The organism is Photobacterium sp. GSS17 (assembly GCF_028621875.1).
Taxonomy (GTDB): domain Bacteria; phylum Pseudomonadota; class Gammaproteobacteria; order Enterobacterales; family Vibrionaceae; genus Photobacterium; species Photobacterium ganghwense.
The window spans coordinates 562,542-588,919 of sequence record NZ_CP117517.1; the positions used below are offsets into that span (position 1 = coordinate 562,542).

The following is a 26,378-nucleotide window of genomic DNA, read 5'->3' on the forward strand; positions in this document are numbered from 1 at the left end:
AATAGGTTTTAATTCTGATGGTGATCTTTTATCGAATGCGTATGTGGTGGTTTATAGTTCCGTTCGAGGTTTTGATTTTGGTTTGATATTCTGGTTTCAAAGGTATCCAGCCAAAGATTGTGGTGTTTTTATCTATTCCCTTGCTTATTGAATGCTTTTTCGTCATTATGCTGCGAGCAAGGTCACATTCAGCTTTTCATTTTTTGTGATCTCGATATTAAAAATATAAGCAAAACGCTAACACAACATTAATCCGTAAGAGTGGAAGGTGCAGTTTGAAAAAGTCACTCAAAGTCACTGATATCATGGCGATAGGTTTTATGACCTTCGCATTCTTCTTAGGCGCTGGGAATATCATATTCCCTCCGCAGGCCGGTCTGGCGGCGGGTGAGAATCTGCTACCGGCCATGTTTGGTTTCCTGTCTACCGCGGTGGGTCTGCCACTGGTCGGCATTATCGCGGTAGCGATTGCCGGTGGGGGTTGGAAAGGGCTGACTCGTGATCTGCCACCGCAAGTGGCGACTCTGATGGCTGTGCTGATCTTCATTATTATTGGTCCCGCTTTTGCAGCACCGCGTACAGGTCTTGTGGCTTACGAAATGGCGGTGAAGCCGTTTATCCCTGAAGCCGGTCAAGTCAGCTTGACGCTGTTTTCGATTCTGTTTTTTGCCGTGGCGATGTTCTTTGCATGGTCTCGCGGTAAGCTGATTGACACTATCGGTAAGTTCCTGACGCCAGCCCTGTTTGCGGTACTGGCTGTTCTGGCGGTGGCTGTCTTCCTGTTCCCTCAGGGGGAGATTCAGGCGGCTCAGGGTGAGTACGCGAACATGGCGTTCACCAAAGGCTTCCTGGAAGGTTACAACACTATGGATACCTTTGCGGCCCTGATGTTCGGGATGCTGATTGTCGATGTGATTCGCAGCAAAGGCATTACTGACGAAAAAACCACTTGTACTTATCTGGTTTACGCAGGTTTGATTGCCGCTGCGGGTCTGGCATTTGTGTATGTGTCACTGTTCTATCTGGGGGCGACCAGCTCTGCAGTGGCGGCAGGTGCTGACAATGGCGGGACTATCCTGGCGAGCTATGTACAGGCACTGTTTGGCCCGGTAGGTCAACTGATCCTGTCTGCGATTGTGCTGCTGGCCTGTCTGACAACTGCCATTGGCCTGATCAGTGCGTGTTCTGATTACTTCAGCTCACTGACTAAGCTGTCTTATGAAAAATGGGTGGTGCTGTTGGGCGTGGTTTGTGCGGTAATCGCCAACGTAGGTCTGAGCCAGTTGATCTCCCTGTCAATTCCGGTTCTGTTTGCGCTGTATCCGGTGGCAGTAGCGCTGGTGGCCCTGACTTTTGTGCGTCGCTGGTTGCCAAATCCGCGTCTGGCATACCGTGTGGTGCTGGCGGTATCACTGTTGTTCAGCCTGATTGATGCCGGCAAATTTATCGGCATGGATCTAAGCGCGCTGAATATCCTGCCGCTGTTTGACTATGGCATGGCGTGGGTACTGCCAACGGCACTGGCACTGGTTGTGACTCGCTTCATTGGTTCGCCAGAGTCACAAAGCGAAGCTTCTGCGGCATAAAGGCCCGTCCATCCAAGACGATCCGAACATAAAAAACGGGATGCTCAGGCATCCCGTTTTGTTTCTGTCTTTTTATCCTGGGTTTCACACAGCAGCGCTTACAGTGTCTCGCTGTATTCCGTCAGGATTTGCTCACACCAGCTTGTGATACGCTCGTCACTCAGTTCGTACTGGCTGTCTTCATCCAGTGCCAGGCCGACAAAGAACTTGCCGTCTTCGGTCAGGGCTTTGGACGCTTCAAACGTATAGCCTTCATTTGGCCAGTAGCCGACAAAGTTTGCGCCAGATGGCAGCAATTTGTCGTGCAGCATACCCATCGCGTCGAGGAACCACTCGGTATACCCTTCCTGATCGCCCAGGCCAAACAGGGCAATGGTTTTGCCGGTCAGATCAAGACCGTCAAGCTGTTCCCAAATGGCTTCCCAGTCTTCCTGCAACTCGCCGAAGTCCCAGGTCGAAATTCCTAGGATCAGCATGTCGTACTGGTTCATGGCGGTCAGGTCTGCTTCTTTTACGTTAAACACCTCAACCAGCTCCGCACCGATACACTCGCGGATTTTCTCTGCGGTCATTTCGGTATAGCAGGTGGTTGAGCCGTAGAATAGGCCAATCTTCATGCTGCGTATCCAATATTTTACAAAAAAGTGATAACGGGATTTTACCTATCCCCATCCCCTGATTGCCAGTTAAAGTTACTGTCGGTGGTTGTGGCGGCATGACGGCGTGATCTATCGACCTTCTACCGCGTGGTCACTACTGTGTTTGGTTATCGCAGGCTGGTCCCGACGTTAAGGTTACGGGTTCTATGCCATGCCGCTGGCGGAACGACATAAAATGGCGGCCATAACGGCTGCCATTACATTTTCGGTCAAAATCGACTACTATACGGATACTGTTTATTTATCCATGTGTTTGTACTTGCTCACAATCGTTCAGGTGCCTGTTTTTCAGGTACATATGTTTCACTTGCTCAGTGTTTTAGGTATGCAGTGTTTCATTTGAATCGTGTTCAGCGCATGGTGTTCAGGCAATAAAGTGTTCGAGGTAGTAGTGGAAAACGAGGCAGTGATTATCGAGCGGTTTCTCGATGCAATGTGGATGGAGCGCGGCTTGTCGGAAAACACGCTAGCGTCATATCGCAACGATCTCAAAAAGCTCGAAGGCTGGATTGATGACCAGGGGCTGACCCTGATAACCGTATCGGCAGACGATTTACAGCGCTATCAACAGTGGCTGTTTGATGCCGAGTACAAGCAGACATCCCGGGCCCGGATGGCGTCGGCGATTCGTCGCCTGTATCAGTACCTGCACCGGGAAAAGCTGCGTGATGATGACCCGAGTGCGATGCTGGTGAGCCCGAAACTGCCCAAGCGCCTGCCGAAAGACATTACTGAAGCCCAGGTTGATGCCCTGCTGGAGGCGCCGAACACGGACGATCCGCTGGAGCTGAGAGACAAAGCTATGCTGGAGCTGCTGTATGCTACCGGCCTGCGTGTGACTGAGCTGGTCAGCCTGACGATGGAAAATGTCAGCTTGCGTCAGGGGGTGGTCCGGGTGATCGGTAAAGGCGATAAAGAGCGCTTGGTGCCGATGGGGGAGAACGCGATTGATTGGATCACTCAGTTCCTGCAATACGGCCGGCCTCAGCTGCTGGGCGAGAAAAGCTCCGATGTGGTGTTTCCGAGCCGCCGTGCCAAGCAGATGACGCGGCAGACATTCTGGCACCGGATTAAACACTATGCGGTGCTGGCCGGTATTGATGCCGAAACCCTGTCGCCACACGTGATGCGTCATGCCTTTGCCACACATTTACTGAATTACGGTGCGGATCTGCGGGTTGTACAGATGTTGCTGGGACACAGTGACTTATCGACCACCCAGATTTATACCCATGTGGCCACTGAGCGCCTCAAGCAGTTGCACGAAACTCACCATCCGCGTGCATAACAGAGGGATGGTGCGGGAATCATCCCGTTGAAGGGCTTCTTTTGTCGCATAAACGGTTACCGGGCGGGGTGTCTCAGCCGGAAGACTGGCTGTAGGTCTGCCGGATTGGTTATACTGATCAGGTCAGGAATTTTTTGTTCCGTTGAAATTTTTTCAGACACCCGTGGTCTTATCCCTCACAAGTGGGTATCGATTGGTCACAATCGCGCGGTATCCCTGTTTGGTCTGTTTTTATCTAATTGGAAAGGAAAGAGTCGAATGCACTTTTTGGGTCGTACGTTACTCGCTACTGCGGTGGCCATGACAGCTTTTGCCGCGTCAGCCAAGCCTGACGAAGCTGCCATTACAAGCAAACTGAGTGGGCTGGGTTTAGTGCCAGTAACGATCAGTGCTTCGCCGCTGCCTGGGTTGAATGAGGTAGTGACAGAGCGGGGAATCGTCTATGTCTCTGATGACGGCAAATACTTCCTGGCTGGTCACCTGTATCAGAATGACGGCGCAGAGCCAGTCAACCTGACTGAGCAGAAGATGGCCAAACTGAACAAAGACAAGCTCAAAGGCATGGAAGATGAGATGATCGTTTATCCGGCCAAAAATGAAAAATACGTGGTGACAGTGTTTACTGATACCACCTGCGGTTACTGCCGCAAGCTGCACAGTGAGATGCAGGCATACAACGATGCCGGTATTACTATCCGTTATCTGGCGTTTCCACGAGGTGGCGAGCGTTCGCGTAACTTTGGTGAAATGAGCGCGATCTGGGGGGCCAGTGACCCAGCCAAAGCTATGAACGATGCCAAGAACGGGACGTTTAATCCGAATGACGGCAAGAAACGTGATGATCTGGTGCGCAAGCATTACGAACTGGGCGTGGCAATGGGAGTCTCCGGTACCCCGGCGATGATTCTGGAAGACGGCACCATGCTGCCGGGTTACCAGCCAGCCCCAATGCTGCGTAAATTGCTCGACAGCCGCACCTGACAGCTAAAGCAGTTCGTCACAAGAGTACAAACGCCACGCCCGGAAGATGATTCCGGGCGTGTTTTTTTCCGGTTGAAATTCCGGCGCGGCGGTTGCTCGTCTTTCCCGACTGTCTATAATATCTCCGCGGTCTGTCGTTGCGCTGATAAAAGCCCAAGTTTTAAACCCCCAAAGTTGTAAAGGCTCAAGCAGTTAAAAGCCAAAGCTGATAAAGCCAATGAACAAGCCACATGAACACACAGCGCAAACGGCGGTGCCTACAAGCACAGCGAAAGCGTACGATAAAAGAGCAAGACGAAACCTTGCCTATTTAACCCCTGCCGGTCAGTAGATAAGCCTGATGATTGAAATTAAGCGCCGCCCCGAGGCGGATACCAGCCAGTTCAGCGATGCTGTTCATCCCCTGTTACAACGAATTTATGCCAGCCGCGGTATCCGCAGTGAACATGATCTGGAGCGCGGCGTGCGCGGCTTGCACAGCTACAACCAGCTCCACGGTATTCAGCCTGCGGTTGAGTTGCTCAAACAAGCACTCAGCGAGCAGCGTCGTATCATTGTGGTGGGGGATTTTGATGCCGATGGCGCAACCAGCTCAGCTTTGTCGGTACTGGCTTTGCGTATGCTGGGCAGCCGGAATGTGGATTATCTGGTGCCAAATCGCTTTGATGACGGTTACGGTCTGAGTCCGGAAGTGGTGGAGCAGGCCGCTGCCCGCGGCGCGGAAATGATCATGACGGTAGACAACGGGGTGTCATCGCTCAGTGGCGTGGCGGCAGCCAAAGCCAAAGGGATTCAGGTGCTGGTGACCGATCACCACCTGCCGGGTGATACCCTGCCGGATGCTGATGCTATTGTGAACCCGAACCTGCATGAGTGTGATTTTCCGTCGAAATCCCTGTGTGGCGTCGGGGTGGCTTTTTATCTGATGCTGGCGCTGCGTGCCGCTTTGCGTGAGGCCAACTGGTTTGCCGAGCAGGGGATCGCAGAGCCGAATCTGGCTGAGCTGCTGGATCTGGTTGCCTTGGGCACGGTGGCAGACGTGGTGGCACTGGACGGCAACAACCGCATTCTGGTGCATCAGGGGTTGCAACGTATCCGGGCCGGCAAATGCCGTCCGGGCATCCGTGCGTTGATTGAAGTGGCAAACCGCGATCCCGCCAAGCTGGTGGCCAGCGATTTAGGCTTTGCGCTCGGTCCGCGTATTAATGCGGCCGGTCGACTGGACGATATGTCTTTTGGGGTTGAGTTGCTGCTGTGTGACAACATTCAAGCGGCCCGACGAATGGCGGCAGAACTGGATGCCCTGAATCAGACCCGTAAAGAAATTGAGCAGGGGATGAAAGAAGAGGCGATGGCAATCTGTGAGCGCCTCAAGTTTAATCAGCAGGACATGCCTTTCGGCCTGGCGCTGTTCCAGCGGGACTGGCATCAGGGCGTGATTGGGATCCTGGCTTCCCGCATTAAAGAGATTTATCACCGCCCGGTGATCGCCTTTGCCGATGCCGGTAACGGTGAAATCAAAGGCTCGTGCCGCTCGATTCCCGGCTTGCACATGCGTGATGTGCTGGACCTGATTGATACCCAGAATCCGGGAATGATCAGTAAATTTGGCGGCCATGCCATGGCTGCCGGTCTGACGATTCACGAAGAGAAGCTTGACGCGTTTACCAAGGCGTTTGATCTGGTGGTCCGGAATGAGCTGGATGAGGATGCCCTCAAAGGGGTATTGCTGACTGACGGTGAGCTGACGCCGCAGGAGCTGAACCTGCAAACTGCCGAGTTGCTGCGCGCCGGTGGGCCGTGGGGACAGCAGTTCCCGGAGCCACTGTTCGATGGCCACTTCCGTTTGTTGCATCAGAAACTGGTGGGCGGCAAGCACCTGAAAATGATGCTGGAGCCATTGGCGGGGGGCAGCGTGATTGACGGGATCGCATTTAACGTCGATCTGCGCCGCTGGCCGGATGCGTCGGTTCAGCAGGTCGAGCTGGTTTACCGTCTCGACGTGAATGAGTTCCGCGGTAACAGTAACGTTCAGCTGCTGGTGGAGCACCTGTCAGCGCTGTAGCGTGCAGTACGAATCCGAGTGGCAAAGTCTCCGGGATATACAATATCTGGGGTATAAAATCTCAGGGTTGTAAAATCTCAGGGTTGTAAAATCTTAGGACTGTAAAAGCTTAGGATTGTAAAAACTCAGGGGCGTTAGCCACTAGCATGGTTAACTCTTACTCGTGTCTGTGGTTGTGATGAGCACTTGCTGTTGAGTCTGGCGTAGTTCTCATGCTGTCACGGAAAGACGCTTTTTCTCCATGTTATCGTCTGCAAACGGCAGGGCTCAGCCCTGCCGTTTGCGTCTGTAATCCCTTGCCTTTTCACGGTAATGTTTTCTGCCTTGCATCCGCTATCGCAACCAAAGCCGAGCAAGGGGAAGTAAACAAAGTATGACTGAGTGGTAACGGCACTGTTTCAGCGCCTCAGGCGGAGAAGAAAATCGCTGATTCCTTTTCTTCCCCCCTGTATATTCTATCTACAATTCGATAGAATCCTTCGGTTATGTCCATTTCGGCTATGAAGAGTGGCAATGTTCGAGATTAATCCTATTAAAAACCGACTTGAGGATGTGTCAGCACGTACTGACGTCCTTAGGGGGTACCTTTGACTACGATGCTAAGAAAGAGCGTCTAGAAGAGGTTAATGCAGAATTAGAGCAACCAGATGTATGGAACGAACCTGAACGCGCCCAGGCGCTGGGTAAGGAACGTGCGGCACTGGAAGCAGTGGTAGATACTATCGATCAGCTGGATCAGGGCGTTGAAGACGTCGAAGGTCTGCTGGAGCTGGCGGTAGAAGAGAACGATCAGGAAACGTTTGACGAAATCGAGCCTGAGCTGAAAGAACTGGAAGACAAGCTGGAACAGCTGGAATTCCGTCGCATGTTCTCCGGCGATCACGACTCGTCAGACTGTTATATTGACCTGCAGGCGGGCTCGGGTGGTACCGAAGCTCAGGACTGGACGTCAATGATGTTGCGCATGTACCTGCGTTGGGCAGAAGCCAAAGGCTTCAAGACCGAAGTGATTGAAGTGTCTGAAGGCGACGTGGCAGGTCTGAAGTCGGCAACAGTCCGCATCAGCGGCGAATATGCTTACGGTTGGCTGCGCACAGAAACCGGCGTTCACCGTCTGGTTCGTAAGTCACCGTTCGACTCCGGCGGCCGTCGTCATACCTCTTTTGCCTCGACGTTTGTTTATCCGGAAGTGGATGACAATATCGATATCGATATCAACCCGTCGGATCTGCGTATTGACGTATACCGTGCATCCGGTGCCGGTGGTCAGCACGTAAACACCACCGAATCTGCGGTACGTATTACGCACGTGCCAACCAATACTGTGGTGCAGTGTCAGAACGACCGTTCTCAGCACAAGAACAAAGATCAGGCGATGAAACAGTTGAAAGCAAAACTGTTTGAGCTTGAAATGCAAAAGCAAAATGCTGAGAAGCAGGCCAATGAAGATGCCAAGTCTGACATTGGTTGGGGTAGCCAGATCCGTTCATACGTACTGGATGACTCACGCATTAAAGATTTGCGTACCGGGGTGGAAAATCGAAACACCCAGGCAGTTCTAGACGGCGATCTAGACCGTTTTATTGAAGCCAGCCTGAAATCGGGTCTGTAACCGAGTTCGGTTAATGTATTTAAGGGTTCACCCATGACTGATCAATTACAAGATGAGAATAAGCTGATTGCTGAACGTCGCGCGAAACTAGACAGAATCCGCGAAGGTTGTAAAGCAAACGGCCACCCAAATGATTTCCGTCGCGATAGCCTGGCTGCTGATCTGCAAGCTCAATTTGGTGAGCTGAGCAAAGAAGAGCTGGAAGAGGCGGGCAACATTGTTGCTGTAGCTGGCCGTATTATGGCTAAGCGTGGCCCATTCCTGGCGATTCAGGATGTCTCTGGCCGCATTCAGGTTTATGCTGACAAAGAAGTGCAGAAAGAGCTGAAAGAGAAATACTCTGGCCTGGATATCGGTGACATCATCGGTGTGAAAGGTACGCTGCACAAGTCAGGTAAAGGTGACCTGTACGTCAACATGAACGAGTACGTCCTGCTGACAAAAGCACTGCGTCCTCTGCCAGAAAAATTCCACGGCCTGACTGACCAGGAAATGCGTTACCGTCAGCGTTACGTTGACCTGATTGTTAACGAAGATTCTCGTAACGCCTTCGTGGTACGTTCTAAAGTAGTATCGGCGATCCGTAACTTCATGGTGGAAAAAGGCTTCATGGAAGTCGAAACCCCAATGATGCACGTGATCCCAGGTGGTGCAACAGCTCGTCCGTTCGTGACTCACCACAATGCGCTGGATATCGACATGTACCTGCGTGTTGCGCCTGAGCTGTACCTGAAGCGTCTGGTTGTTGGTGGCTTCGAGCGTGTGTTCGAAATCAACCGTAACTTCCGTAACGAAGGTCTGTCTCCGCGCCACAACCCAGAATTCACGATGATGGAATTCTACATGGCGTACGCAGACTACAAAGATCTGATGGATCTGACGGAAGAGATGCTAAGCAAAATCGCACAAGACGTACTGGGTTCAACCAGCATGCCTTACGGCGATGAAACCGTTGAGTTTGCCGGTCCTTACGCTCGCATGAGCATGCTGGAAGCGATCAAGCACTACAACCCGAACCACGCTGATATTCAGGCGCTGGACTACGACAAAGTTCAGGATCGTGACCACATGATTGCGATTGCGAAGTCTGTTCACGTGGAAGTGGAAGATTTCTGGACTTGTGGCCAGCTGCTGGAAGAGATCTTTGGTGAAACGGCGGAACCTAAACTGATTCAGCCAACGTTCATCACGGGTTACCCGGCGGATATCTCACCACTGGCGCGTCGTAACGATGATTTCCCGTTCATTACTGACCGTTTTGAATTCTTCATCGGTGGTCGTGAAGTGGCGAACGGCTTCTCTGAGCTGAACGATGCCCAGGATCAGGATTCTCGTTTCAAAGCACAGGTTGAAGCGAAAGATGCAGGCGATGACGAAGCGATGTTCTACGACGCCGATTACATCACTGCGCTGGAGCACGGCCTGCCACCAACAGCAGGTCAGGGTATTGGTATCGATCGTCTGGTGATGCTGATGACCAACACGCACACCATCCGTGACGTGATTCTGTTCCCGGCGATGCGTCCACAAGTGAACTGATTTCTCGCGGAATGATTATAAAAGCCACCCACCCGGGTGGCTTTTTTCTTTCTGTTTGATATGTCTCATCTTTTTTCTTCTGTGTCTGTAAAATATTGCCTATATAAAACGAGTATCTTATTGTGATCAGGTGAAAGAATGTACCGAAAAGCTTCCCTTGTTGCCGCCTGCGTGCTGTTTTCCGGCTGTATGACCACCCAGCTAATGCCACCCGCTTCCGATTTTGCCAGCCAGGTGCCTGCTAAGTTGAACGAGCAACTTAAACGGCTGAATGATGAACCTGCTGTGCCATTTCGCGGCGGAATGCAAACTTTTCACTATGATGAAGACACCGCATTGTTAACGCTCATCTATCGCTTACCTAACCCTCGGTGGACTTGGGGAATACATAAAGCTGAAACGGAAGCAGAAATATTTCCTAAGCTCTGCAAGAATTTTGGAGCCGCTATTGACCATGGGTTAGGTGTTCGAGCCTGGTTTGCGGGGAATGGGAGTTTTGAAACGGAGGTACTGACCCCGGAAATTTGCCAGACCCACCTTGCCTCTGCCAAAAACTGACCGCCGTTGAAACGGCTCAACGGGGCCGTTTCAGTTGTGAACACAAGGTTTTTCAGCGTCAGAGTTTTACTTACTTTTGCTTCCTTTTTGCTTTCCCCAATCCTCCGTTATTTGCATTTATTGTCTGTTTCTTCATAAAAGAAAAAGAGTTTCCAATAGTGAAAATTGGGCAACTTTTGCGCAAGTTAGTAAATTTCCGCTGTGACACCATTCACACTCTTTAACATTTATGAATGAGTGAATAAAACGGTGTTCTTGGTTAATCATGCTGTCTTGTTTATCAGTAAGCTATGGATATTTAAATGCTTTAGTGACTTCATCTGTTATTTGTGTGATTTAAAAGTGTTTGTTTTGGGTTTTTGAAATGTAACTCCAGTGTAAATATTTCGCTTTTTCCGGAAAAGCATCTGTGTAAAATGTCGCCGTATCCCGCGGTTAACAGCGGGAGCAGGACGTTAAATACACATATACAAGCACAACAGACTGGAGATGGACGATGAACAAATCGCTATCAGGAAAGATTTTTACAGGCTTGTTTGCCGGGCTGATTCTCGGCACGGCCATTCAATACCTGTTTAGTGGCGTAACGCTGATGGATACCTATGTCCTAGGGGCGGCGGAAGGGGTTGGTGGGATGTTTGTCTCATTGATTAAACTGCTGGTCGTGCCTCTGGTTTTCGTATCTATTGTCTGCGGTATTGTGGAGCTGAAGGACATCACTGCATTTGGTCGCCTTGGTGGAAAAACTTTTACCCTATACATTTTAAACACCATCATTGCGATTACAGCAGCACTGACCGTAGGGATGATTTTCCAGCCGGGCGCTGGTGCTAATCTGGCAGGTACGGTATCCGAAACGGTTACGCTGACTACCACTGAAACCCCTGATATTTTCTCACTGATTGTTAATATCGTACCAAGTAATCCAGTACAGGCTTTTGCTAATGGAGATATGTTGCAGATTATCTTCATGGCGATTCTGACAGGTCTTGCAATTCAGGCTTTGGACTCGCGCGGTGGCCCGGCGATCCGCACTTTTAAAGTGGCGAATGAGCTGATGATGAAGCTGGTCGTGCTGGTCATGAGTCTGGCTCCATACGGTGTATTTGCCCTGATGGTACAGTTGGGCGCGACACTGAATGCTGAAACGCTGATGTCAGTCGCGGGTTACGTGGCACTGGTTATTACCATGCTGGTATTCTGGATCTTCATTTTCTACCCGATGGCTGTAGGGCTGACAACTGGTATCAAACCGATGACTTTCCTGCGCCACACCCGTGAGCAGATCCTGTTCTCGCTGTCGACAGCCAGTTCGAATGCCACTATCCCGGTGACGATGCGTACACTGACTGACAAACTGGGGGTTTCAAAATCGGTTGCCGGATTTGGTGTGCCACTGGGCGCGACCATGAACATGTCTGGAGTATCGATTTACATCACGCTGGCAACCCTGTTCGTCGCCAATGCGTTCGGCCAGCCAATTAACAGCGCCGATGTGGTGACACTGGGTCTGACCATCCTACTGCTGTCGATTGGTGCTGGTGGTGTACCGGGTGGTGGCGTGGTAATGGTGGGCGTGTTGCTGCACCAACTGGGTCTGCCACCGGAAGGCCTGGCGATTGTGGCTGCTGTAGACCGTATCAATGACATGTTCTGTACCAGCTCAAACGTTGTGGGTGATACTGCGGTTAACACCATTGTGGCCAAAACCGAGAATGAAATTGATGCTGAACTTGATGAACCTGAAGTCATTAAAGTGAGTTAAGTCACAAACCCTACCGGAAAAAAAAGCGCCTGCGGGCGCTTTTTGTGTTTTGGTACCACAATTTTTTGTATCAATACGGTTAGTTACAAATTGGATAGTAAACAAGTTGCATTTGATCGGGTAGGCAACATAAGATCCTTACTGGCAGAAACTCCCCGTCATGGTATGACTGCATGACAGGGCGCCACGATAATGCTGGCTCTGACACGGGAAAGGTACGCTGAATGGACAAAGTGAAGAAAAATAACTCGTTGCTTGGAACACTCCTGGTGCTGGGAAGTGGGGATATTCCCTGGTCGACCGCCCTGGAACGTGCCGGCTGGCTTTGCCATAGATGTGATGATCTCCGGGCGGCTGAAAACCTGTTGCTGGAAACCGGTCCCTGTATCGGGGTTGTCGACCTGACCCGTGATGATTTCAGTTTGCAAGGAATTGCCGGTGTGATTACCCGCAACAAGCAGGCGCGCTGGCTGGCTCTGGTCCGGGATGATCAACTGCAGCACGATGCTATCTGCCAGTTTATCGTCAGTTTCTGTATCGACTATTTCACGGCGCCGGTACCTGAATCTCAATTGCTTAAAACGATCGGGCATCAGCTCGGGATGCTGCGGCTTGAGCGGCGGGTCTGGCCTCAGTTAGGGCAGTTTGGTCAACATGGCTTGCAGGGTGAACAGACGGCCATGAAAAAACTGCGTCATCAGGTCAAACGGCTGGCGATGTCAGATATGCCGGTACTGATTCAGGGAGAAATCGGCACCGGAAAAGAGCTGGTGGCGCAGGCGATTCATCAGGCATCGACCCGCTCAAAAGGGGCGTTTGTCATTGTGAACTGTGAATCCCTTGATAGCCGCTGGATGCTCGAAGCAAACAGCAATCAGCCAGAGCGTTGTTGTTTTGATGCGGCGGACAATGGGGTGCTGTATCTGGACGAAATTTCTGCGCTCAGTCCTGCGCGACAGCAGGAGTTATTGCGTTTGCTGAAAGATGAACGCTTTACGACCGAGTGCGGGCGAGTGATTGATCTGCGTTTTCGGTTGATTGCAGCGACCCGCTATACCCCGGAGGAGTTGCTGGAATCGGGTTGCCTGCGGGAAGAGCTTTATTACCGCCTGAATATCCTTAGCCTGACTGTTCCGGCGTTGCGGGAGCGAGGGGACGATATTGTGCTGCTGGCGGAGTACCTGCTGCTCAAATTTGCCCGGCAGTACAACAGCCCGGTCAAGCATATCACCGAAGAGGCTAAACGCCTGATCAGCAGTTATTCGTGGCCCGGTAATGTGCGAGAACTGATCAGCCAGATTAAGCGGGCAATCCTGCTGGCTGATGGCAAAGAACTGGACGACGAGCATTTTGATTTACCGAGGCTGGCGGATGATCGCCAAAGTCTCAAGAAAATCCGTGAAGACTCCGAACGTGGTGCCTTGCTGGCCGTACTGGAAAACAACAAAGGCCAGATTTCAGCCGCGGCCCGTGAGCTTGGGGTCTCGCGGGCGACCATGTACCGGTTGCTGAATAAGCACGATCTGGTGCCCCCGCCGCGACATTTCCGGCAAAGCTGAACCGTTCGATGCTCTGTGTTTCATATGTAAGCCGGAGTATCCAGCCTGATTTCTCACCGGTGTACCACGATTACCGGAAGATTATCGTGTAATTTTTGCTGTAGCGAATATCTGCTTGTTTTGTAAGCGTGTTTGTTTACAATAACTCCATATTTCACATCTTTATAACTTATTACCGGAGGAACAAGTGATGCAAAATCTACTGAATACAAAAAATTGTTCTTTCGGTGATACCCCGTTCAAACAATTTCACTAACGGCAATCCGCTGTGTAAATGGGCCGCGGATACCTGTCGCGGCTAGTTAAGTCTTTTTTTGCTTAAGTTGTCAGCCTGAAACGGCAGTGTTTTCGCGTCCCTCCAATACTCTTAACCTTTATGGAGAGCACGATAATGCGCCAATCAGTCTATTTACGTCTTGCTGTTTTCTTTATCCAACTGGATCTGCAACGCGAAGCCGCCCAATGGCGTCATGAGCACCGCCGTATTCAGGTACATATTCCACATCTGTCGGTCCATATACGTCGTGATATCGGCATCGACAAGGAGCAATTTATTGCGTCGGATCGTCTGCTGACCCCGGCTGGACGCAAAACTCAGCGTCTGCGCAACAAGTACCGATCGAGACTTGTAACGTAATAGTGTCCCCGTCGGGCAAGACTTGGCGGGGATACGATTTTGACGGTTTATCCCTTGTAACACTTCACAACGATTTGCGACGAAAGGCATCTGGTGGTGGGGAAGGGGAATCATTAAAGTGAAAACTATCAACTCATATTGATTGGGTTGGTTGAGCTGATGTCATACTGCCCCCGTTTTTACGGGGGCTTTTTTTATGGCTGCCAGTGATAACCGGGCGATATTAAGGACAAGGGTTAGAGTATTGAATTCCGACCGCTTGCAGATCGGCCAGTACTTCGTCACTTAGCGTCAGATCGATACTCGCGATATTCGCTTCCAGTTGTTCCAGGTTAGTAGCACCGATGATGTTAGAAGCAACGAACGGACGCTGGTTTACAAAGGCCAATGCCATTTGCGCCGGATCCAGGCCGTGCTTACGTGCCACATCCACATAGGCTGCGGCCGCCGCAATACCCTGAGGGTTAAAGTAGCGCTGGAAGCGTTCAAACAATGTACACCGGGCACCTTCCGGGCGGGCACCGTTGAGGTATTTGCCGCTCAGTGTGCCGAATGCCAGTGGTGAGTAAGCCAGTAGCTCAACGCCCTCATGGTGGCTGATCTCGGACAATCCGACTTCAAAGCTGCGGTTGAGCAGGTTGTAAGGGTTCTGAATGGAAACGACGCGCGGCAGCTCATGTTTTTCTGCCAGACGCAGGAACGACATCACGCCCCATGGCGTTTCGTTCGACAAGCCGATGTAGCGAATTTTACCCGCACGTACCAGTTCAGCCAGCGCTTCCAGAGTATCAGTGATTGTGACGCCGGAGTGATCTTCTTTATATTCATAATTCAGCTGACCGAAGCAGTTGGTTTCCCGCTGGGGCCAGTGCAGCTGGTAAAGATCGATATAGTCCGTTTGCAGACGGTTCAGGCTGTCTTCGACGGCATCGTGGATATTGCGGCGATCCAGCGCCATATCCGGGCGGATATAGGGAAGGTTACGAGGCCCGGCAACTTTGGTCGCCAGCACCACTTTGTCACGGCGACCGGTCTTTTTCAGCCAGCTGCCGATATAGGTTTCGGTCAGTCCCTGTGTTTCCGGTTTTGGGGGGACTGGGTACATTTCAGCGGTGTCGATAAAGTTCACACCGCGCTCAAAAGCAAAATCCAGTTGGCTGTGAGCATCCTGTTCACTGTTCTGTTCACCAAAGGTCATGGTGCCAAGACAAATTTTGCTCACCTCCAGGGTGGAGTGAGGAATTTTATGGTATTTCATCAGCCCTCCTTGGACTGCTAGCCTGTCAAATTGTGGGCGGACCCTAATATGACTATATCCTGTGTCAGCGGCTCTGAGAAGAGCAGGTAAACCCTGGAAATTCATCCTAGCAGCTTGATGATGTTGCAGTTCTGACCAATAGTTACTGGACGGAAAGCGATGGGAGAGATTATGAAACTGTCACAGTTTAAACACTGGACCCGGTCAGAGCAGGGAGATATGCCGCGCTGTATTCTGACCAGTTATGCCGGATGTGCGGATTATTTGATGGAAGTGGAGTATAAAAATCAGCTGGAGCCGCTGAAAGATGACAATGACCAAATGGTGACATTTCAATCAATTGAACAGGTTAGAGAGCTGCTCAAACCTCTCGGTATCTCCTCCGTGACCCTGAGAGTGACCGATCCACACGATGAATGTATGTCGACCGATGGCCAGTCGGGCAGTTGCCAGCAGGATATGACGATTGCGCTGTAAGCCTGAACTTGTTGCGTCGCCGCCTGTTTGCCTGCCCTTACTGGATTTTGAGGTTACTGGTGTCAGAACGTGGCGATGAGTGAGGTGCTTATATGATGAGTTTTTTGAGCTCTGCGGTATGAGATCACTGCGTTATTAGATGACAAAGTATCGTTCCAGCAGGCTCGCCGTGAACGGGGTTTTCAGGTAGAAGCCACGCGGCTGCGTTTTTATCGGCTGACCGTTGGCACCGTAGGCTTCAGTCAGTACCCGCCCGTTTGCGGCTTTCGGCCGCAATTGTAAGACCTCGCCATGGCGGGCCGTGATCTGCTCAACCTGACCGAGGACAATCATGTCCATCAACTCTTCCCAGTCACGCCGGAGTTGCTGTTCTTCCTCCGGTGACGGGCTCCAGAGCAGGGGGGAGCCGACATGACGATCCCCGAGCGGAATATCCCGCTCCCCTTCAACCGGCATCCACAGGACGCGCGCCAGTTTATGGCGGATGTGGCTGTTTTCCCAACTGACTCCCTGCAGGCCGATCAACGGGGCAACACAGACGAAGGTTGTTTCCAGCGGTTTGCCGTTGTAGCCAATCGGGATTGTCTTGAGTTCGATCCCCAGTTCAGCGAAATCCGGTACCGGTTTACTGCCGGCGGTGGCGCCAAGATGCCATTCCAGCAACTGTCCCACCCAGCCTTTATCACGACGCAGATCCGGAGGCGTGATCATGCCGGCTGCATCGGCCAGTTCGCCCAGAGTCAGGCCGGCCAGAGACTGGGCTCGCTCCAGGAGTTCCTGTTCAGTTTTTGGGGTTGGTTGCATCGTTACGGTACCTCACACTGTGGCTCGCTATCCTACCACAGGCCGTAGGATGAATCATAAAGTGGAGAACAGCGGAGAGATAAGGATCATCCCTCATAGGGCTGATCACCGTAATGATGCAGCAATATGCGCAGGTGATAATAATAAGCTATTGATTTTATTTTTAATTTCTAATGATATTTAGCTGGGTTACGTTTCTGACCTCTCCGGGATAAAAGCAGAATGATCTTACAGAATTAGTTATCCACAGGTGGGGAGGTATGCATTCCATTCAGCCTGAAAACTGAGGATTCATACAGGGGTGTGTTGTTATTTTGCGCGCTTGGTTGCGTTATTATTGAGCGGTTGATGATTTTTGATGTGGATAACGTCAAGGGTGGTGGATCTTTAACCGATCCCGGTTTTTTAAGTTATGGCATTTGCTATGAATTCAGGGTTTATGGGGTTTTGTTTTGTTAGTTATTGTTTTGTAATTTATTTTTTGATTTTTTCGATCTTGGGGTATGGCGGTTTTCGTGGGGGTTTTAAGGATAAAACAGCGGGATTTACGGCTTCTTCACAAATCTATCCACAGAAAACGTGTATAAATGTGGCCTAGGTCTCATTGCTCTGTTTATAAAACCAGCGGAGCTGAAAAGTTATCCAGAAAGTGAGGCTTCAGTAAGAAAATAGAATGATAAATAAGAATGTTTGTTTACCCCCAGCATTGTCTGTGAAAAAATCACTGTTAATAGAGATTTATACTTGAGGTCGTCCAGTGATTGATGGCGATGGATACCGCCCGAATGTGGGAATCGTGATCTGCAATAGCCATGGCCAAGTATTCTGGGCTCGACGATATGGACAACATTCCTGGCAGTTTCCCCAGGGAGGCATTGATGAGGGAGAAACCCCCGAACAAGCCATGTACCGGGAACTGTATGAGGAAGTGGGGCTTACCAAGAAAGATGTTCGGATTATTGCAACCAGCCGTCACTGGCTGCGCTACAAACTGCCGAAGCGTTTGGTACGCTGGGATTCTAAGCCTGTTTGTATCGGGCAGAAGCAGAAATGGTTTTTGCTTAGCCTAGAATGTGATGAGTCAAAGGTGAACATGCAGCGTGGCAGCACACCGGAGTTTGATGGTTGGCGTTGGGTCAGCTACTGGTACCCGGTGCGTCAGGTTGTGTCCTTTAAGCGGGATGTCTACCGGCGGGCGCTGAAAGAATTTGCGGCAATGGCCATGCCGTTTAAGGAGCGCAAGGAACGCAGGAAGCGCCGGGTTAAACGGAGCTGATCCAAACGAAGTGGAGCAGGCGGGAGATGCTGACACAACTGAGAGAAATTGTTGAAAAAGTAGCAAGTGCACCAAGTCTGCTTGATGCGCTAGATCAGTTGGTGGTCAGCACGTGCAAGGCAATGAAAACGGAGTGCTGCTCTGTGTACATTGTCGACAACCGACGCAGACGCTACACCCTGATGGCAACGCAGGGGCTGACTAAACCGCACCGCCATGTCGGCTTAGCCTTTGGTGAAGGGTTGGTGGGGCTGGTGGCGGAACGCGCCGAACCCATCAACGTTGCAGATGCTCAGCATCATCCTCATTTCAAGCACATCCCGGGCACCGGGGAAGAAGTCTTCGGCTCTTTTTTCGGTACCCCGATCATTCACCAGCGCCAGGTACTGGGCGTGCTGGTTATTCAGCAGCGCGATCAGCGCGAATTTGACGAAAGCGAAGAATCTTTCATGGTCACGCTGGCTGCCCAGTTGGCGATGATCCTTGCCCACGCCAAAGCTCAGGGCATGTGGCCGGATCAGCATGACGGCTTACACCTGATGGGCTCTGCAGCATCAACCGGTGTGGCGATTGCCCGCGCCTGGTGGGATGATAATCAACCCCGTCTGGAAGCGATCGCTCCGGCATCCTGCCTGGATTCAGAAGCCGAGCAAGAGCGGCTAAGCATTGCCATTGAAATGGCCAGTGCGGAGTTCCGTCGGCTTCGTAAGCGCTTTGACAGCGAGCTACACAAAGAAACGCTGGCAATATTTGATCTGTTCAGTCACCTACTCAACGACCCGATGCTGCGAAAAGATCTGTTCAGTAAGGTGGCGGGAGGCGATCTGGCTGAGTGGGCCATTCGTCAGGTCGTTGAAATTTATTCCGCGCGCTTTGCCAATATGAAAGACAGCTATCTCAAAGAGCGGGCGCGGGATATTCGCGAGCTGGGCCAGCGGTTGCTGTTCTTCCTCCATAACGACGAAGTGGCAGACATTGAATGGGACGAGCCGATCGTCCTGCTGACCCGGGAGCTGACTGCCGGCATGCTGGCCAGTGTGCCGCGCGATAAACTGGCGGCGGTGGTGTCACAGGAAGGGGCGGCCAACTCGCACGCGGCTATTCTGTCGCGGGCACTGGGTATCCCCGCGATTATGGGGGTGGACTTTGTACCGGAAAAAATTCACAACTGCCGGGTTATTGTCGATGGGTACCGTGGTGATCTGCTGGTCAACCCCAATCGGCATGTATTGGCAGAATACACCCGCCTGCTGCGGGAAGAGAATGAGCTGGCCAAAGTCGTCGAAGGCGATTTAGGGAAGCCGGCGAAAACGCAGGACGGAGAGCGTATTCACGTCTACCTGAACGCCGGGCTCAGTGCCGATACCAGCATTGCGGTAAATCGTGGCGTGGACGGCGTTGGGCTGTACCGGACCGAAGTGCCGTTCCTGATGCAGCGCAGCTTCCCTTCAGAGGAAGAGCAAACCCAGCAATACCGTTCGATACTTTCCACCTACCGTGACAAACCGGTTGTTATGCGTACACTGGATATTGGTGGGGATAAACCGTTGCCCTACCTCACGATTGAAGAAGATAATCCTTTCCTTGGCTGGCGCGGGATCCGTTTTACGCTCGATCATCCGGAAATTTTCCTGATGCAGGTCAGGGCGATGCTGCGGGCCAGTATTGGGTTCGACAACATGGATATCCTGCTGCCGATGATTTCCGGCATTGCGGAGCTGGATGAATCGCTGCGACTGATTGAACGTGCGTATACCGAGGTGGCCAGCATTGCGCTGGAGCAGGGCTACCGCCTACGCCGCCCGCGCATCGGGATCATGATTGAAGTGCCTTCCATCCTCTATCAGCTGCCGGTACTCAAAGATCGGGTGGACTTCATATCCGTCGGCAGCAATGACCTGACCCAGTATTTGCTGGCCGTGGACCGGAACAACGCCAGGGTTGCCGGTGTCTATGATGCGTTGCACCCTGCAGTACTGCACGCGCTCAAGCACATTATTGAAACCAGCCGTCAGTATCAGCTGCCGGTGAGTGTGTGCGGTGAACTGGCGGGGGATCCGATTGGTGCGCTGCTGCTGGTAGGGATGGGGTATCGCTCTTTGAGTATGAATACCCGAAACGTCGCCAAAATAAAATATATTCTGCGCCATATACCGGTCACGGAGATGGAGCAGTTGGCCGATTATGCGCTGAAGGCAACTGTCGCGGCGGATGTTCGTGCCAAAACCACTGAATTTGTTGATGGACATGGCCTGGGTGGGTTTATTCGGGCTGGTAAATAGAGAAAATGACTGAAAATTTTGCGGGGCCGCTGAGCCTGTTTGCTGCTTACAGCAATGAAATCTGGCTGTTTGCTGTGTGTCTGGGCTTGGGTGCCGTTGTCGGGGTACTGGCCGGGTTACTGGGGATTGGCGGAGGGCTGGTTGTGGTTCCGGCACTGGTGTGGTTGTTGCCGCTGGCCGGCATTGAACCAACCCTGGTGATGCATATTGCGCTGGCGACCTCGTTGGCAAGTATTGTGCTGACATCCGGCGCTTCGGCGCGAAACCACTTTCGCCTCGGCAACATCGATGTTTCCATAGTGCGCAGTCTGGCGCCCGGCGTGATTCTCGGGGGACTGGGGGGCAGCGTGGTGGCTGAAATGGTTCCGTCCCATATGCTGCCGAAAATTTTTGCTGTGATTGTACTGTTGCTTGGGCTGCAAATGCTGGCGTCTATGCGGTTCTCGTCACAGCGCCCGCTGCCGGGCGGAGTGCGTCTATTTGGCTCGGGTGGGCTGATCGGTGTGGTATCCAGCCTGGCTGGGATCGGAGGCGGGTCATTGACGGTGCCGTATCTGAGCTGGCACGGTGTTGAAATGCGCCGCGCCATTGGCTGCGCCTCTTTTTCCGGTGCCCTGATCGCGATTGCCGGGATGGCCGGTTTCATTGCTGCTGGGGTGGGGGATCAGAATCTGCCGCTGTTCAGTATCGGCTATGTGTATCTGCCCGCCTTGCTGGGGATTGTGCTAACTTCCATGTATACCACCCGTTTTGGTGCCGCCTGGGTCAGCCGTTTACCGACCCCGGTACTAAAAAAAATCTTTGCAATTTTTCTGTTATTTGTCAGTGTGAAAATGTTTACGGGCTAAGATAGCTGGCAAACTTATGTATATGTTGAGAATGATTTGATGAGCCAAGGTTATTTGACGTTTCCGAATATAGACCCGGTATTGATTGAAATCGGGCCGTTGGCCATACGCTGGTATGGGCTGATGTACTTACTGGGGTTTGTCTTTGCGATGTGGCTGGCAAACCGTCGGGCAGATAAGCCGGGCAGTGGCTGGACACGTGAGCAGGTCAGCGATCTGCTGTTCGCTGGCTTCCTTGGTGTTGTGCTGGGTGGCCGTATTGGCTACGTGCTGTTCTACAACTTTGACATGTTCCTCGATAACCCGCTGTACCTGTTTAAGGTATGGACCGGCGGGATGTCGTTCCACGGTGGTCTGTTGGGTGTGATTACGGCGATGTTCTGGTACGCCTACCGACACAACCGTACCTTCTTTAATGTGGCTGACTTTATTGCGCCACTGGTGCCGTTTGGGCTGGGGGTTGGCCGACTGGGGAACTTCATCAATGGCGAATTGTGGGGACGCCCGACGGACATGCCATGGGGCATGGTGTTCCCGACTGGCGGGCCGCTACCGCGTCATCCGTCTCAGTTGTATGAATTTTTCCTAGAAGGGGTTGTACTGCTGCTCATTCTGAACGTGTTTATCCGTAAACCGCGTCCGGCAGGTGCGGTATCTGGCCTGTTCTTGTTTGGTTACGGTAGCTTCCGGTTTATCGTTGAGTACTTCCGTGAACCGGATGCCCATCTTGGCTTGTTTGGCGGCTGGATCAGTATGGGGCAGATCCTGTCTTTGCCGATGGTGATTGCCGGTGCACTGATGATGCTGTGGGCATACAAATGCCAGCCGAAAAGCAAGACTGCATAAACTGTCAGCTATGTACCCCAAAGGCAGCCTGAGAAGGCTGCCTTTTTTGTCTCCGGGCGGTGCGATTCCCAGTCGCTGAATTGGCCATTTTTCGGTAGAATTGCCCCTAATTTTTTGTAAGTTTGGATCAGCGGAATGAAGCAGTATTTAGAATTGTGTCAGCGCATAGTTGACGAAGGGGTGTGGGTCGAAAACCAGCGCACGGGCAAGCGTTGCCGTACGGTGATCAATGCCGATTTAACCTACGATGTAGCCAACAACCAGTTTCCGCTGATCACCACCCGTAAAAGCTTCTGGAAAGCCGCGATTGCCGAGCTGCTGGGTTATATTCGCGGCTATGACAATGCCGCCGATTTTCGTGCGTTGGGCACGAAAACCTGGGACATGAACGCCAATGACAACGCAGCCTGGCTGAACAATCCGCACCGTAAAGGCGAAGATGACATGGGCCGCGTCTACGGGGTTCAGGGGCGAAGCTGGCGTAAACCAGACGGCACCACCATCGATCAGCTGCGCAAAATTGTTGACGACCTCAGCCAGGGGATTGATGACCGGGGCGAAATTCTGACGTTTTACAACCCGGGAGAATTCGACATGGGCTGTCTGCGTCCTTGTATGCACACTCATACTTTCTCACTGCTGGGTGATACGTTGTACCTGACCAGTTACCAGCGTTCTTGTGATGTCCCTCTGGGCCTGAACTTCAACCAGATTCAGGTTTACACACTGCTGGCACTGGTGGCGCAGATTACCGGGCACAAAGCCGGTCAGGCTTACCACAAGATTGTGAATGCACACATTTACGAAGACCAGCTGGAACTGATGCGCGATGTACAGCTTAAACGTGAGCCGTTCCCATCACCGCAGCTGATTATCAACCCGGACATTAAATCGCTGGAAGACTTGGAAACTTGGGTCACCATGGATGACTTTGAGGTGGTTGGCTATCAGCACCATGATCCGATTAAGTATCCGTTTTCGGTTTAAGCTTTCGCTCTTGGGCGAGTGCCAGTGAAATGTAATAGCACCGTTTCCGACAGAAAAGAAAAAGCCCCGCAGCAGTGCTGCGGGGCTTTTTGTATTTGGTTTCTCAGCCTGTGGTCGCTTACTTAGGCTGTCAGTGCCAGGATTGAGCTTGGCAGGGCAATAAATACCAGGCCGATGTAGGCAGCAACCGCTGCTTTGCTTTTCGTACCCAGGTCACCCAGGAAGAAAGCGCCTTTCAGTGGCAATTCACGCAGGAACGGTACACCGTAAATCAGCAGAGTGGCCAGCACGTTGAATGACAGGTGAACCAGCGCGATTTGCAACGCGAATACTGCGAACTCACCGGTAACAGCTGTAGCGGCCAGCAGGGCGGTAATACAGGTACCGATGTTCGCACCCAGTGTAAACGGGTAGACGTCACGCACTTTCAGCACGCCGGTACCAACCAGCGGTACCATCAGACTGGTCGTGGTTGAAGACGACTGAACCAGAACGGTAACCAGTGTTCCTGATGCAATACCGTGCATAGGACCGCGACCAATTGCGCTTTTCAGGATGTCGCGAGCTCGGCCAACCATCAGGCTGCGCATCAGTTTACCCATCGCGGTGATTGACACGAAGATCAGACCGATACCGACTAAGATCATGAACACACCACCCATCGAGCCCATGCCTTCCAGTGGGGCTTTGATCAGCTCGACGCCCGGCTTGGTCACCACTTTCATGAAGTTCATGCCATTCATGCTCATGTTGCCCGCATCCAGCATCGGGGATACCAGCCAAGAAGAGACTTTGTCCAACAGGCCAAACATCATTTCGAGCGGCAGGAAGATAAAGACCGCCAGCAGATTAAAGAAGTCGTGAACAGTGGCACTGGCAAAGGCGCGGCGGAATTCTTCTTTACAGCGTGCGTGACCTAGGCTGACCAGCGTATTGGTCAGAGTGGTACCGATGTTGGCACCCATTACCATTGGAATCGCTGTTTCCACTGGCAGGCCGCCGGCTACCAGACCGACGATGATCGACGTTACCGTACTGGAGGACTGGATCAGCGATGTCGCGACCAGACCAATCATCAAACCGGCAATCGGATGAGAGGCAAATTCAAAAAGCGTTTTAGCTTGTTCACCGACAGACAGTTTGAAGCCGCTGCTTACCGTTGAAACGGCGACAAGCAGGACATACAGCATGAACGCCAGGTTTGCCCAGCGGACCAAGCGCATAGAGCTGCTTATTGGTTGTTCAGCAGTAGTGGCTTGGGTAGTCATAATCATTTCTCCGTGACAGGAATATGTCGTTTGAGTGTCATTTCATTGAAATCTGTCGGCGATGGTAGAGGGGTTATATTTCAGAAATATGACACTGCCTGTCATAAAGTCATTTTGTGGTTATTTTATGAGCAATAAACTCTGGTTCTGGTTGTCATTAATTCTTTACTTTGTCTGTTACTTGCTGATTTTTAATTGGTTTGTTGGGCTCTGATGATTTTGTGAATTAGACCATGATTTTACTGTTTTTTGAGAATAATTTGGTTTTTTCGAGTGAGTTTTAATAAATCTGGCGCGTTGTGTATCGGCTTTTGAGTCAAAATTGCAATAGTGCGGATATTACTTTCTATAAGGTTTAAATCATCGGTTTTCCCGAGTGTTTACTTCTAAACAAACGACTTAACAGTTTGGCGGTGTGACGACTAAACTAATTTTACTTTTTTATTGTGACATTCGTTTCATGGAAAGGAGTTCCGGTCGATGACCGATGCAATTCGTAAATTTTTAAAATTAGAGTCCGCTGGCGGAATCATTCTGATTATTGCGGCAGTGATCGCGATGATCATTGCCAACTCACCACTGCAGGATGTGTATAACCACACCCTGCATAGCTATGTAGCCGGACTTTCTGTCGCTCACTGGATTAATGATGGCCTGATGGCAATCTTTTTCCTGCTGATCGGCCTGGAAGTTAAGCGCGAGCTGATTGAAGGTGCCCTGAATACTAAAGAAAAAGCGATATTCCCGGCGATTGCCGCGGTCGGCGGCATGATTGCCCCGGCACTGGTGTATAGCCTGTTTAACATGAACGACCCTCTGGCGATCCAGGGCTGGGCAATCCCGGCTGCGACAGACATTGCGTTTGCCTTGGGCATCATGGCGCTGCTGGGTAACCGTGTACCGGTTTCACTGAAAGTGTTCTTGCTGGCACTAGCCATCATTGATGACCTAGGCGTAATCGTGATTATCGCACTGTTCTACAGCAGCGATCTGTCGACCATTGCTTTGGCTGTTGCGTTTGCATCAACCGCCGCCCTGTTCATCATGAACGCGAAAAATGTCACCAAGTTGTCCTGGTATCTGATTGTGGGTGCGGTGCTTTGGGTCAGTGTGCTGAAGTCGGGTGTCCACGCGACGCTGGCTGGGGTTGTGTTGGGCTTTGCTATCCCGCTCTCTGGGAAAGAAGGCCACAGTGATCAGCATTCACCGCTGAAGCATCTGGAGCATGCCCTGCACCCGTATGTGGCGTACCTGATTCTACCGCTGTTTGCCTTCGCAAACGCAGGTATCTCGCTGGAAGGTGTCTCACTGGCAGGCCTGACATCGATGCTGCCGCTGGGTATTGCGCTTGGCCTGTTGATTGGTAAGCCGCTGGGTATTTTCACCGCAAGCTACCTGGCAGTGAAGGCTGGTTGGGCGAAAATGCCGGAAGGTATTGGCTTTAAACATATTTTTGCGGTCTCTGTACTGTGTGGTATCGGTTTTACGATGTCGATCTTCATCTCGTCACTGGCCTTTGTCGGTGCACCGGAAGACTTCAGTACCTATTCTCGACTGGGGATCCTGATAGGGTCTACGGCCTCTGCAGTGATTGGTTACTTCCTGCTAAGCCGTGCCTTGCCTAACAAGGAGGTATAAGATGAAACGTTCTCTGTATCTGGTTTCTATGCTGTTCTCTGCGGCGGTGATTTCGGCGCCTGATTATCAGGGCTGTACCGCAGCAAGCAATTCAGAAGTGTGTCAGGCTTACCTGGCTGGCTTGAACGACGGAAAGACGGCGCGAACGGCCTCGATGGCTGAAGCGCAAGACGGCTTCCGCTCCCGGGCACTGGAACAACGGGTCGGAGAGCGTTATCGGAAAATGGCCCAGACTGAGCAAAAAACAGCCTCAGTACCACAAGTATTCTGACGTTAACTCACCGCTACTGGCTGTGCGACCCAAGATGGCCTGTCAGCAGTGGCGTTAACCTGAATCGAGAGACATTTTGAGTTGAAGGTCCCGGAAGCTCAGCGTAAGCTGGCTTCTGGGATTTTTTCTTTCTGGCTGACGACATAGCGTGCGTGAGCCGGACAACATGGTTTC

Annotated in this window: 22 protein-coding genes; 18 read left to right on the plus strand and 4 right to left on the minus strand. The window is 51.7% G+C overall.

Annotated features, from left to right (window positions below):
* The first annotated feature begins 275 nt into the window (after nt 1-275).
* Complete coding sequence (gene brnQ, locus PGW97_RS02595) at nt 276-1,586, plus strand: branched-chain amino acid transport system II carrier protein (protein WP_217394192.1); 1,311 nt, start codon at nt 276-278, stop codon at nt 1,584-1,586.
* A 98-nt stretch (nt 1,587-1,684) separates the two neighbouring features.
* On the opposite strand, the gene fldB is transcribed toward brnQ, so the two are convergent.
* Nucleotides 1,685-2,203 (minus strand): flavodoxin FldB, encoded by a 519-nt coding sequence (gene fldB / locus PGW97_RS02600; RefSeq protein WP_047886462.1) that lies wholly within the window; start codon nt 2,201-2,203, stop codon nt 1,685-1,687.
* Nucleotides 2,204-2,678: 475 nt separating this feature from the next.
* On the opposite strand from fldB, the gene xerD reads away from it, so the two are divergent.
* The 9 genes from xerD (at nt 2,679) to PGW97_RS02645 (ending at nt 14,249) form a co-directional block, all read left to right on the plus strand.
* The gene (xerD, locus tag PGW97_RS02605) at nt 2,679-3,533 is read left to right on the plus strand and encodes a site-specific tyrosine recombinase XerD (protein ID WP_242551894.1); all 855 of its coding nucleotides are present in this window, start codon (nt 2,679-2,681) and stop codon (nt 3,531-3,533) included.
* 258 nt (nt 3,534-3,791) lie between these two features.
* Complete coding sequence (dsbC, locus tag PGW97_RS02610; protein WP_047886463.1) at nt 3,792-4,514, plus strand: bifunctional protein-disulfide isomerase/oxidoreductase DsbC; 723 nt, start codon at nt 3,792-3,794, stop codon at nt 4,512-4,514.
* 340 nt (nt 4,515-4,854) lie between these two features.
* Nucleotides 4,855-6,579: a single-stranded-DNA-specific exonuclease RecJ gene (gene recJ, locus PGW97_RS02615; protein WP_273858550.1), complete on the plus strand. Its 1,725-nt coding sequence runs from the start codon at nt 4,855-4,857 to the stop codon at nt 6,577-6,579.
* A 513-nt stretch (nt 6,580-7,092) separates the two neighbouring features.
* A protein-coding gene (gene prfB, locus PGW97_RS02620) for a peptide chain release factor 2 (protein WP_107193815.1) occupies nt 7,093-8,191 on the plus strand; the annotation gives its coding sequence in 2 pieces (ribosomal slippage) (nt 7,093-7,167 and nt 7,169-8,191; 1,098 coding nt in all).
* A gap of 33 nt (nt 8,192-8,224) precedes the next feature.
* Entirely contained in the window at nt 8,225-9,730 is a 1,506-nt protein-coding gene (lysS, locus tag PGW97_RS02625; protein ID WP_273858552.1) for a lysine--tRNA ligase, read from the plus strand.
* A gap of 138 nt (nt 9,731-9,868) precedes the next feature.
* Nucleotides 9,869-10,288 carry a hypothetical protein gene (locus PGW97_RS02630; protein WP_273858554.1) on the plus strand — a complete coding sequence of 140 codons (420 nt, stop codon included), beginning with the start codon at nt 9,869-9,871 and terminating at the stop codon, nt 10,286-10,288.
* 496 nt (nt 10,289-10,784) lie between these two features.
* The gene (locus PGW97_RS02635) at nt 10,785-12,053 is read left to right on the plus strand and encodes a dicarboxylate/amino acid:cation symporter (protein ID WP_047886467.1); all 1,269 of its coding nucleotides are present in this window, start codon (nt 10,785-10,787) and stop codon (nt 12,051-12,053) included.
* A gap of 224 nt (nt 12,054-12,277) precedes the next feature.
* The gene (locus tag PGW97_RS02640) at nt 12,278-13,612 is read left to right on the plus strand and encodes a sigma-54-dependent transcriptional regulator (RefSeq protein ID WP_047886468.1); all 1,335 of its coding nucleotides are present in this window, start codon (nt 12,278-12,280) and stop codon (nt 13,610-13,612) included.
* A 391-nt stretch (nt 13,613-14,003) separates the two neighbouring features.
* Nucleotides 14,004-14,249 carry a hypothetical protein gene (locus PGW97_RS02645; protein ID WP_047886469.1) on the plus strand — a complete coding sequence of 82 codons (246 nt, stop codon included), beginning with the start codon at nt 14,004-14,006 and terminating at the stop codon, nt 14,247-14,249.
* Nucleotides 14,250-14,472: 223 nt separating this feature from the next.
* Here the strand turns inward: PGW97_RS02645 and PGW97_RS02650 are convergent, their stop codons facing one another.
* Nucleotides 14,473-15,507, minus strand: a complete 1,035-nt coding sequence (locus PGW97_RS02650) for an NADP(H)-dependent aldo-keto reductase (protein WP_047886470.1) — start codon at nt 15,505-15,507, stop codon at nt 14,473-14,475.
* Nucleotides 15,508-15,678: 171 nt separating this feature from the next.
* On the opposite strand from PGW97_RS02650, the gene PGW97_RS02655 reads away from it, so the two are divergent.
* Entirely contained in the window at nt 15,679-15,984 is a 306-nt protein-coding gene (locus tag PGW97_RS02655) for a DUF6482 family protein (RefSeq protein ID WP_047886619.1), read from the plus strand.
* 135 nt (nt 15,985-16,119) lie between these two features.
* Here the strand turns inward: PGW97_RS02655 and mutH are convergent, their stop codons facing one another.
* Entirely contained in the window at nt 16,120-16,788 is a 669-nt protein-coding gene (gene mutH, locus PGW97_RS02660; RefSeq protein ID WP_047886471.1) for a DNA mismatch repair endonuclease MutH, read from the minus strand.
* Between the two features lie 757 nt (nt 16,789-17,545).
* Here mutH and rppH point away from each other — a divergent pair.
* From rppH to PGW97_RS02685, 5 genes are all read left to right on the plus strand, one after another.
* Nucleotides 17,546-18,064, plus strand: a complete 519-nt coding sequence (gene rppH / locus PGW97_RS02665) for an RNA pyrophosphohydrolase (protein WP_047886472.1) — start codon at nt 17,546-17,548, stop codon at nt 18,062-18,064.
* Nucleotides 18,065-18,090: 26 nt separating this feature from the next.
* Nucleotides 18,091-20,346, plus strand: a complete 2,256-nt coding sequence (ptsP, locus tag PGW97_RS02670) for a phosphoenolpyruvate--protein phosphotransferase (RefSeq protein ID WP_217392157.1) — start codon at nt 18,091-18,093, stop codon at nt 20,344-20,346.
* A 5-nt stretch (nt 20,347-20,351) separates the two neighbouring features.
* A complete protein-coding gene (locus tag PGW97_RS02675; protein WP_047886474.1) occupies nt 20,352-21,194 on the plus strand; it encodes a sulfite exporter TauE/SafE family protein in 843 nt (280 codons plus the stop codon).
* A gap of 39 nt (nt 21,195-21,233) precedes the next feature.
* Nucleotides 21,234-22,040: a prolipoprotein diacylglyceryl transferase gene (lgt, locus tag PGW97_RS02680; protein ID WP_217392156.1), complete on the plus strand. Its 807-nt coding sequence runs from the start codon at nt 21,234-21,236 to the stop codon at nt 22,038-22,040.
* A 135-nt stretch (nt 22,041-22,175) separates the two neighbouring features.
* Nucleotides 22,176-23,027, plus strand: coding sequence for a thymidylate synthase (locus tag PGW97_RS02685; RefSeq protein WP_047886476.1), 852 nt, complete (start codon nt 22,176-22,178; stop codon nt 23,025-23,027).
* A gap of 122 nt (nt 23,028-23,149) precedes the next feature.
* Here PGW97_RS02685 and PGW97_RS02690 read toward each other — a convergent pair whose 3' ends face one another.
* The gene (locus PGW97_RS02690; RefSeq protein WP_047886477.1) at nt 23,150-24,295 is read right to left on the minus strand and encodes a Na/Pi symporter; all 1,146 of its coding nucleotides are present in this window, start codon (nt 24,293-24,295) and stop codon (nt 23,150-23,152) included.
* Nucleotides 24,296-24,775: 480 nt separating this feature from the next.
* On the opposite strand from PGW97_RS02690, the gene nhaA reads away from it, so the two are divergent.
* Entirely contained in the window at nt 24,776-25,933 is a 1,158-nt protein-coding gene (nhaA, locus tag PGW97_RS02695) for a Na+/H+ antiporter NhaA (protein ID WP_047886478.1), read from the plus strand.
* 1 nt (nt 25,934) lies between these two features.
* Nucleotides 25,935-26,204 (plus strand): hypothetical protein, encoded by a 270-nt coding sequence (locus PGW97_RS02700; protein ID WP_047886479.1) that lies wholly within the window; start codon nt 25,935-25,937, stop codon nt 26,202-26,204.
* Nucleotides 26,205-26,378: the final 174 nt, after the last annotated feature.

What these genes read in the sequence shown, in the direction of transcription:
- PGW97_RS02645 (WP_047886469.1), top strand. Translation starts at nt 14,004, where the DNA reads ATGCGCCAATCAGTCTATTTACGTCTTGCTGTTTTCTTTATCCAACTG.
- PGW97_RS02640 (WP_047886468.1), top strand. Translation starts at nt 12,278, where the DNA reads ATGGACAAAGTGAAGAAAAATAACTCGTTGCTTGGAACACTCCTGGTG.
- PGW97_RS02635 (WP_047886467.1), top strand. Translation starts at nt 10,785, where the DNA reads ATGAACAAATCGCTATCAGGAAAGATTTTTACAGGCTTGTTTGCCGGG.
- recJ (WP_273858550.1), top strand. Translation starts at nt 4,855, where the DNA reads ATGATTGAAATTAAGCGCCGCCCCGAGGCGGATACCAGCCAGTTCAGC.
- ptsP (WP_217392157.1), top strand. Translation starts at nt 18,091, where the DNA reads ATGCTGACACAACTGAGAGAAATTGTTGAAAAAGTAGCAAGTGCACCA.
- fldB (WP_047886462.1), bottom strand. Translation starts at nt 2,203, where the DNA reads ATGAAGATTGGCCTATTCTACGGCTCAACCACCTGCTATACCGAAATG.
- PGW97_RS02700 (WP_047886479.1), top strand. Translation starts at nt 25,935, where the DNA reads ATGAAACGTTCTCTGTATCTGGTTTCTATGCTGTTCTCTGCGGCGGTG.
- nhaA (WP_047886478.1), top strand. Translation starts at nt 24,776, where the DNA reads ATGACCGATGCAATTCGTAAATTTTTAAAATTAGAGTCCGCTGGCGGA.
- PGW97_RS02655 (WP_047886619.1), top strand. Translation starts at nt 15,679, where the DNA reads ATGAAACTGTCACAGTTTAAACACTGGACCCGGTCAGAGCAGGGAGAT.
- dsbC (WP_047886463.1), top strand. Translation starts at nt 3,792, where the DNA reads ATGCACTTTTTGGGTCGTACGTTACTCGCTACTGCGGTGGCCATGACA.
- PGW97_RS02690 (WP_047886477.1), bottom strand. Translation starts at nt 24,295, where the DNA reads ATGACTACCCAAGCCACTACTGCTGAACAACCAATAAGCAGCTCTATG.
- PGW97_RS02685 (WP_047886476.1), top strand. Translation starts at nt 22,176, where the DNA reads ATGAAGCAGTATTTAGAATTGTGTCAGCGCATAGTTGACGAAGGGGTG.
- PGW97_RS02675 (WP_047886474.1), top strand. Translation starts at nt 20,352, where the DNA reads ATGACTGAAAATTTTGCGGGGCCGCTGAGCCTGTTTGCTGCTTACAGC.
- mutH (WP_047886471.1), bottom strand. Translation starts at nt 16,788, where the DNA reads ATGCAACCAACCCCAAAAACTGAACAGGAACTCCTGGAGCGAGCCCAG.
- PGW97_RS02630 (WP_273858554.1), top strand. Translation starts at nt 9,869, where the DNA reads ATGTACCGAAAAGCTTCCCTTGTTGCCGCCTGCGTGCTGTTTTCCGGC.
- PGW97_RS02650 (WP_047886470.1), bottom strand. Translation starts at nt 15,507, where the DNA reads ATGAAATACCATAAAATTCCTCACTCCACCCTGGAGGTGAGCAAAATT.
- lgt (WP_217392156.1), top strand. Translation starts at nt 21,234, where the DNA reads ATGAGCCAAGGTTATTTGACGTTTCCGAATATAGACCCGGTATTGATT.
- xerD (WP_242551894.1), top strand. Translation starts at nt 2,679, where the DNA reads ATGTGGATGGAGCGCGGCTTGTCGGAAAACACGCTAGCGTCATATCGC.
- lysS (WP_273858552.1), top strand. Translation starts at nt 8,225, where the DNA reads ATGACTGATCAATTACAAGATGAGAATAAGCTGATTGCTGAACGTCGC.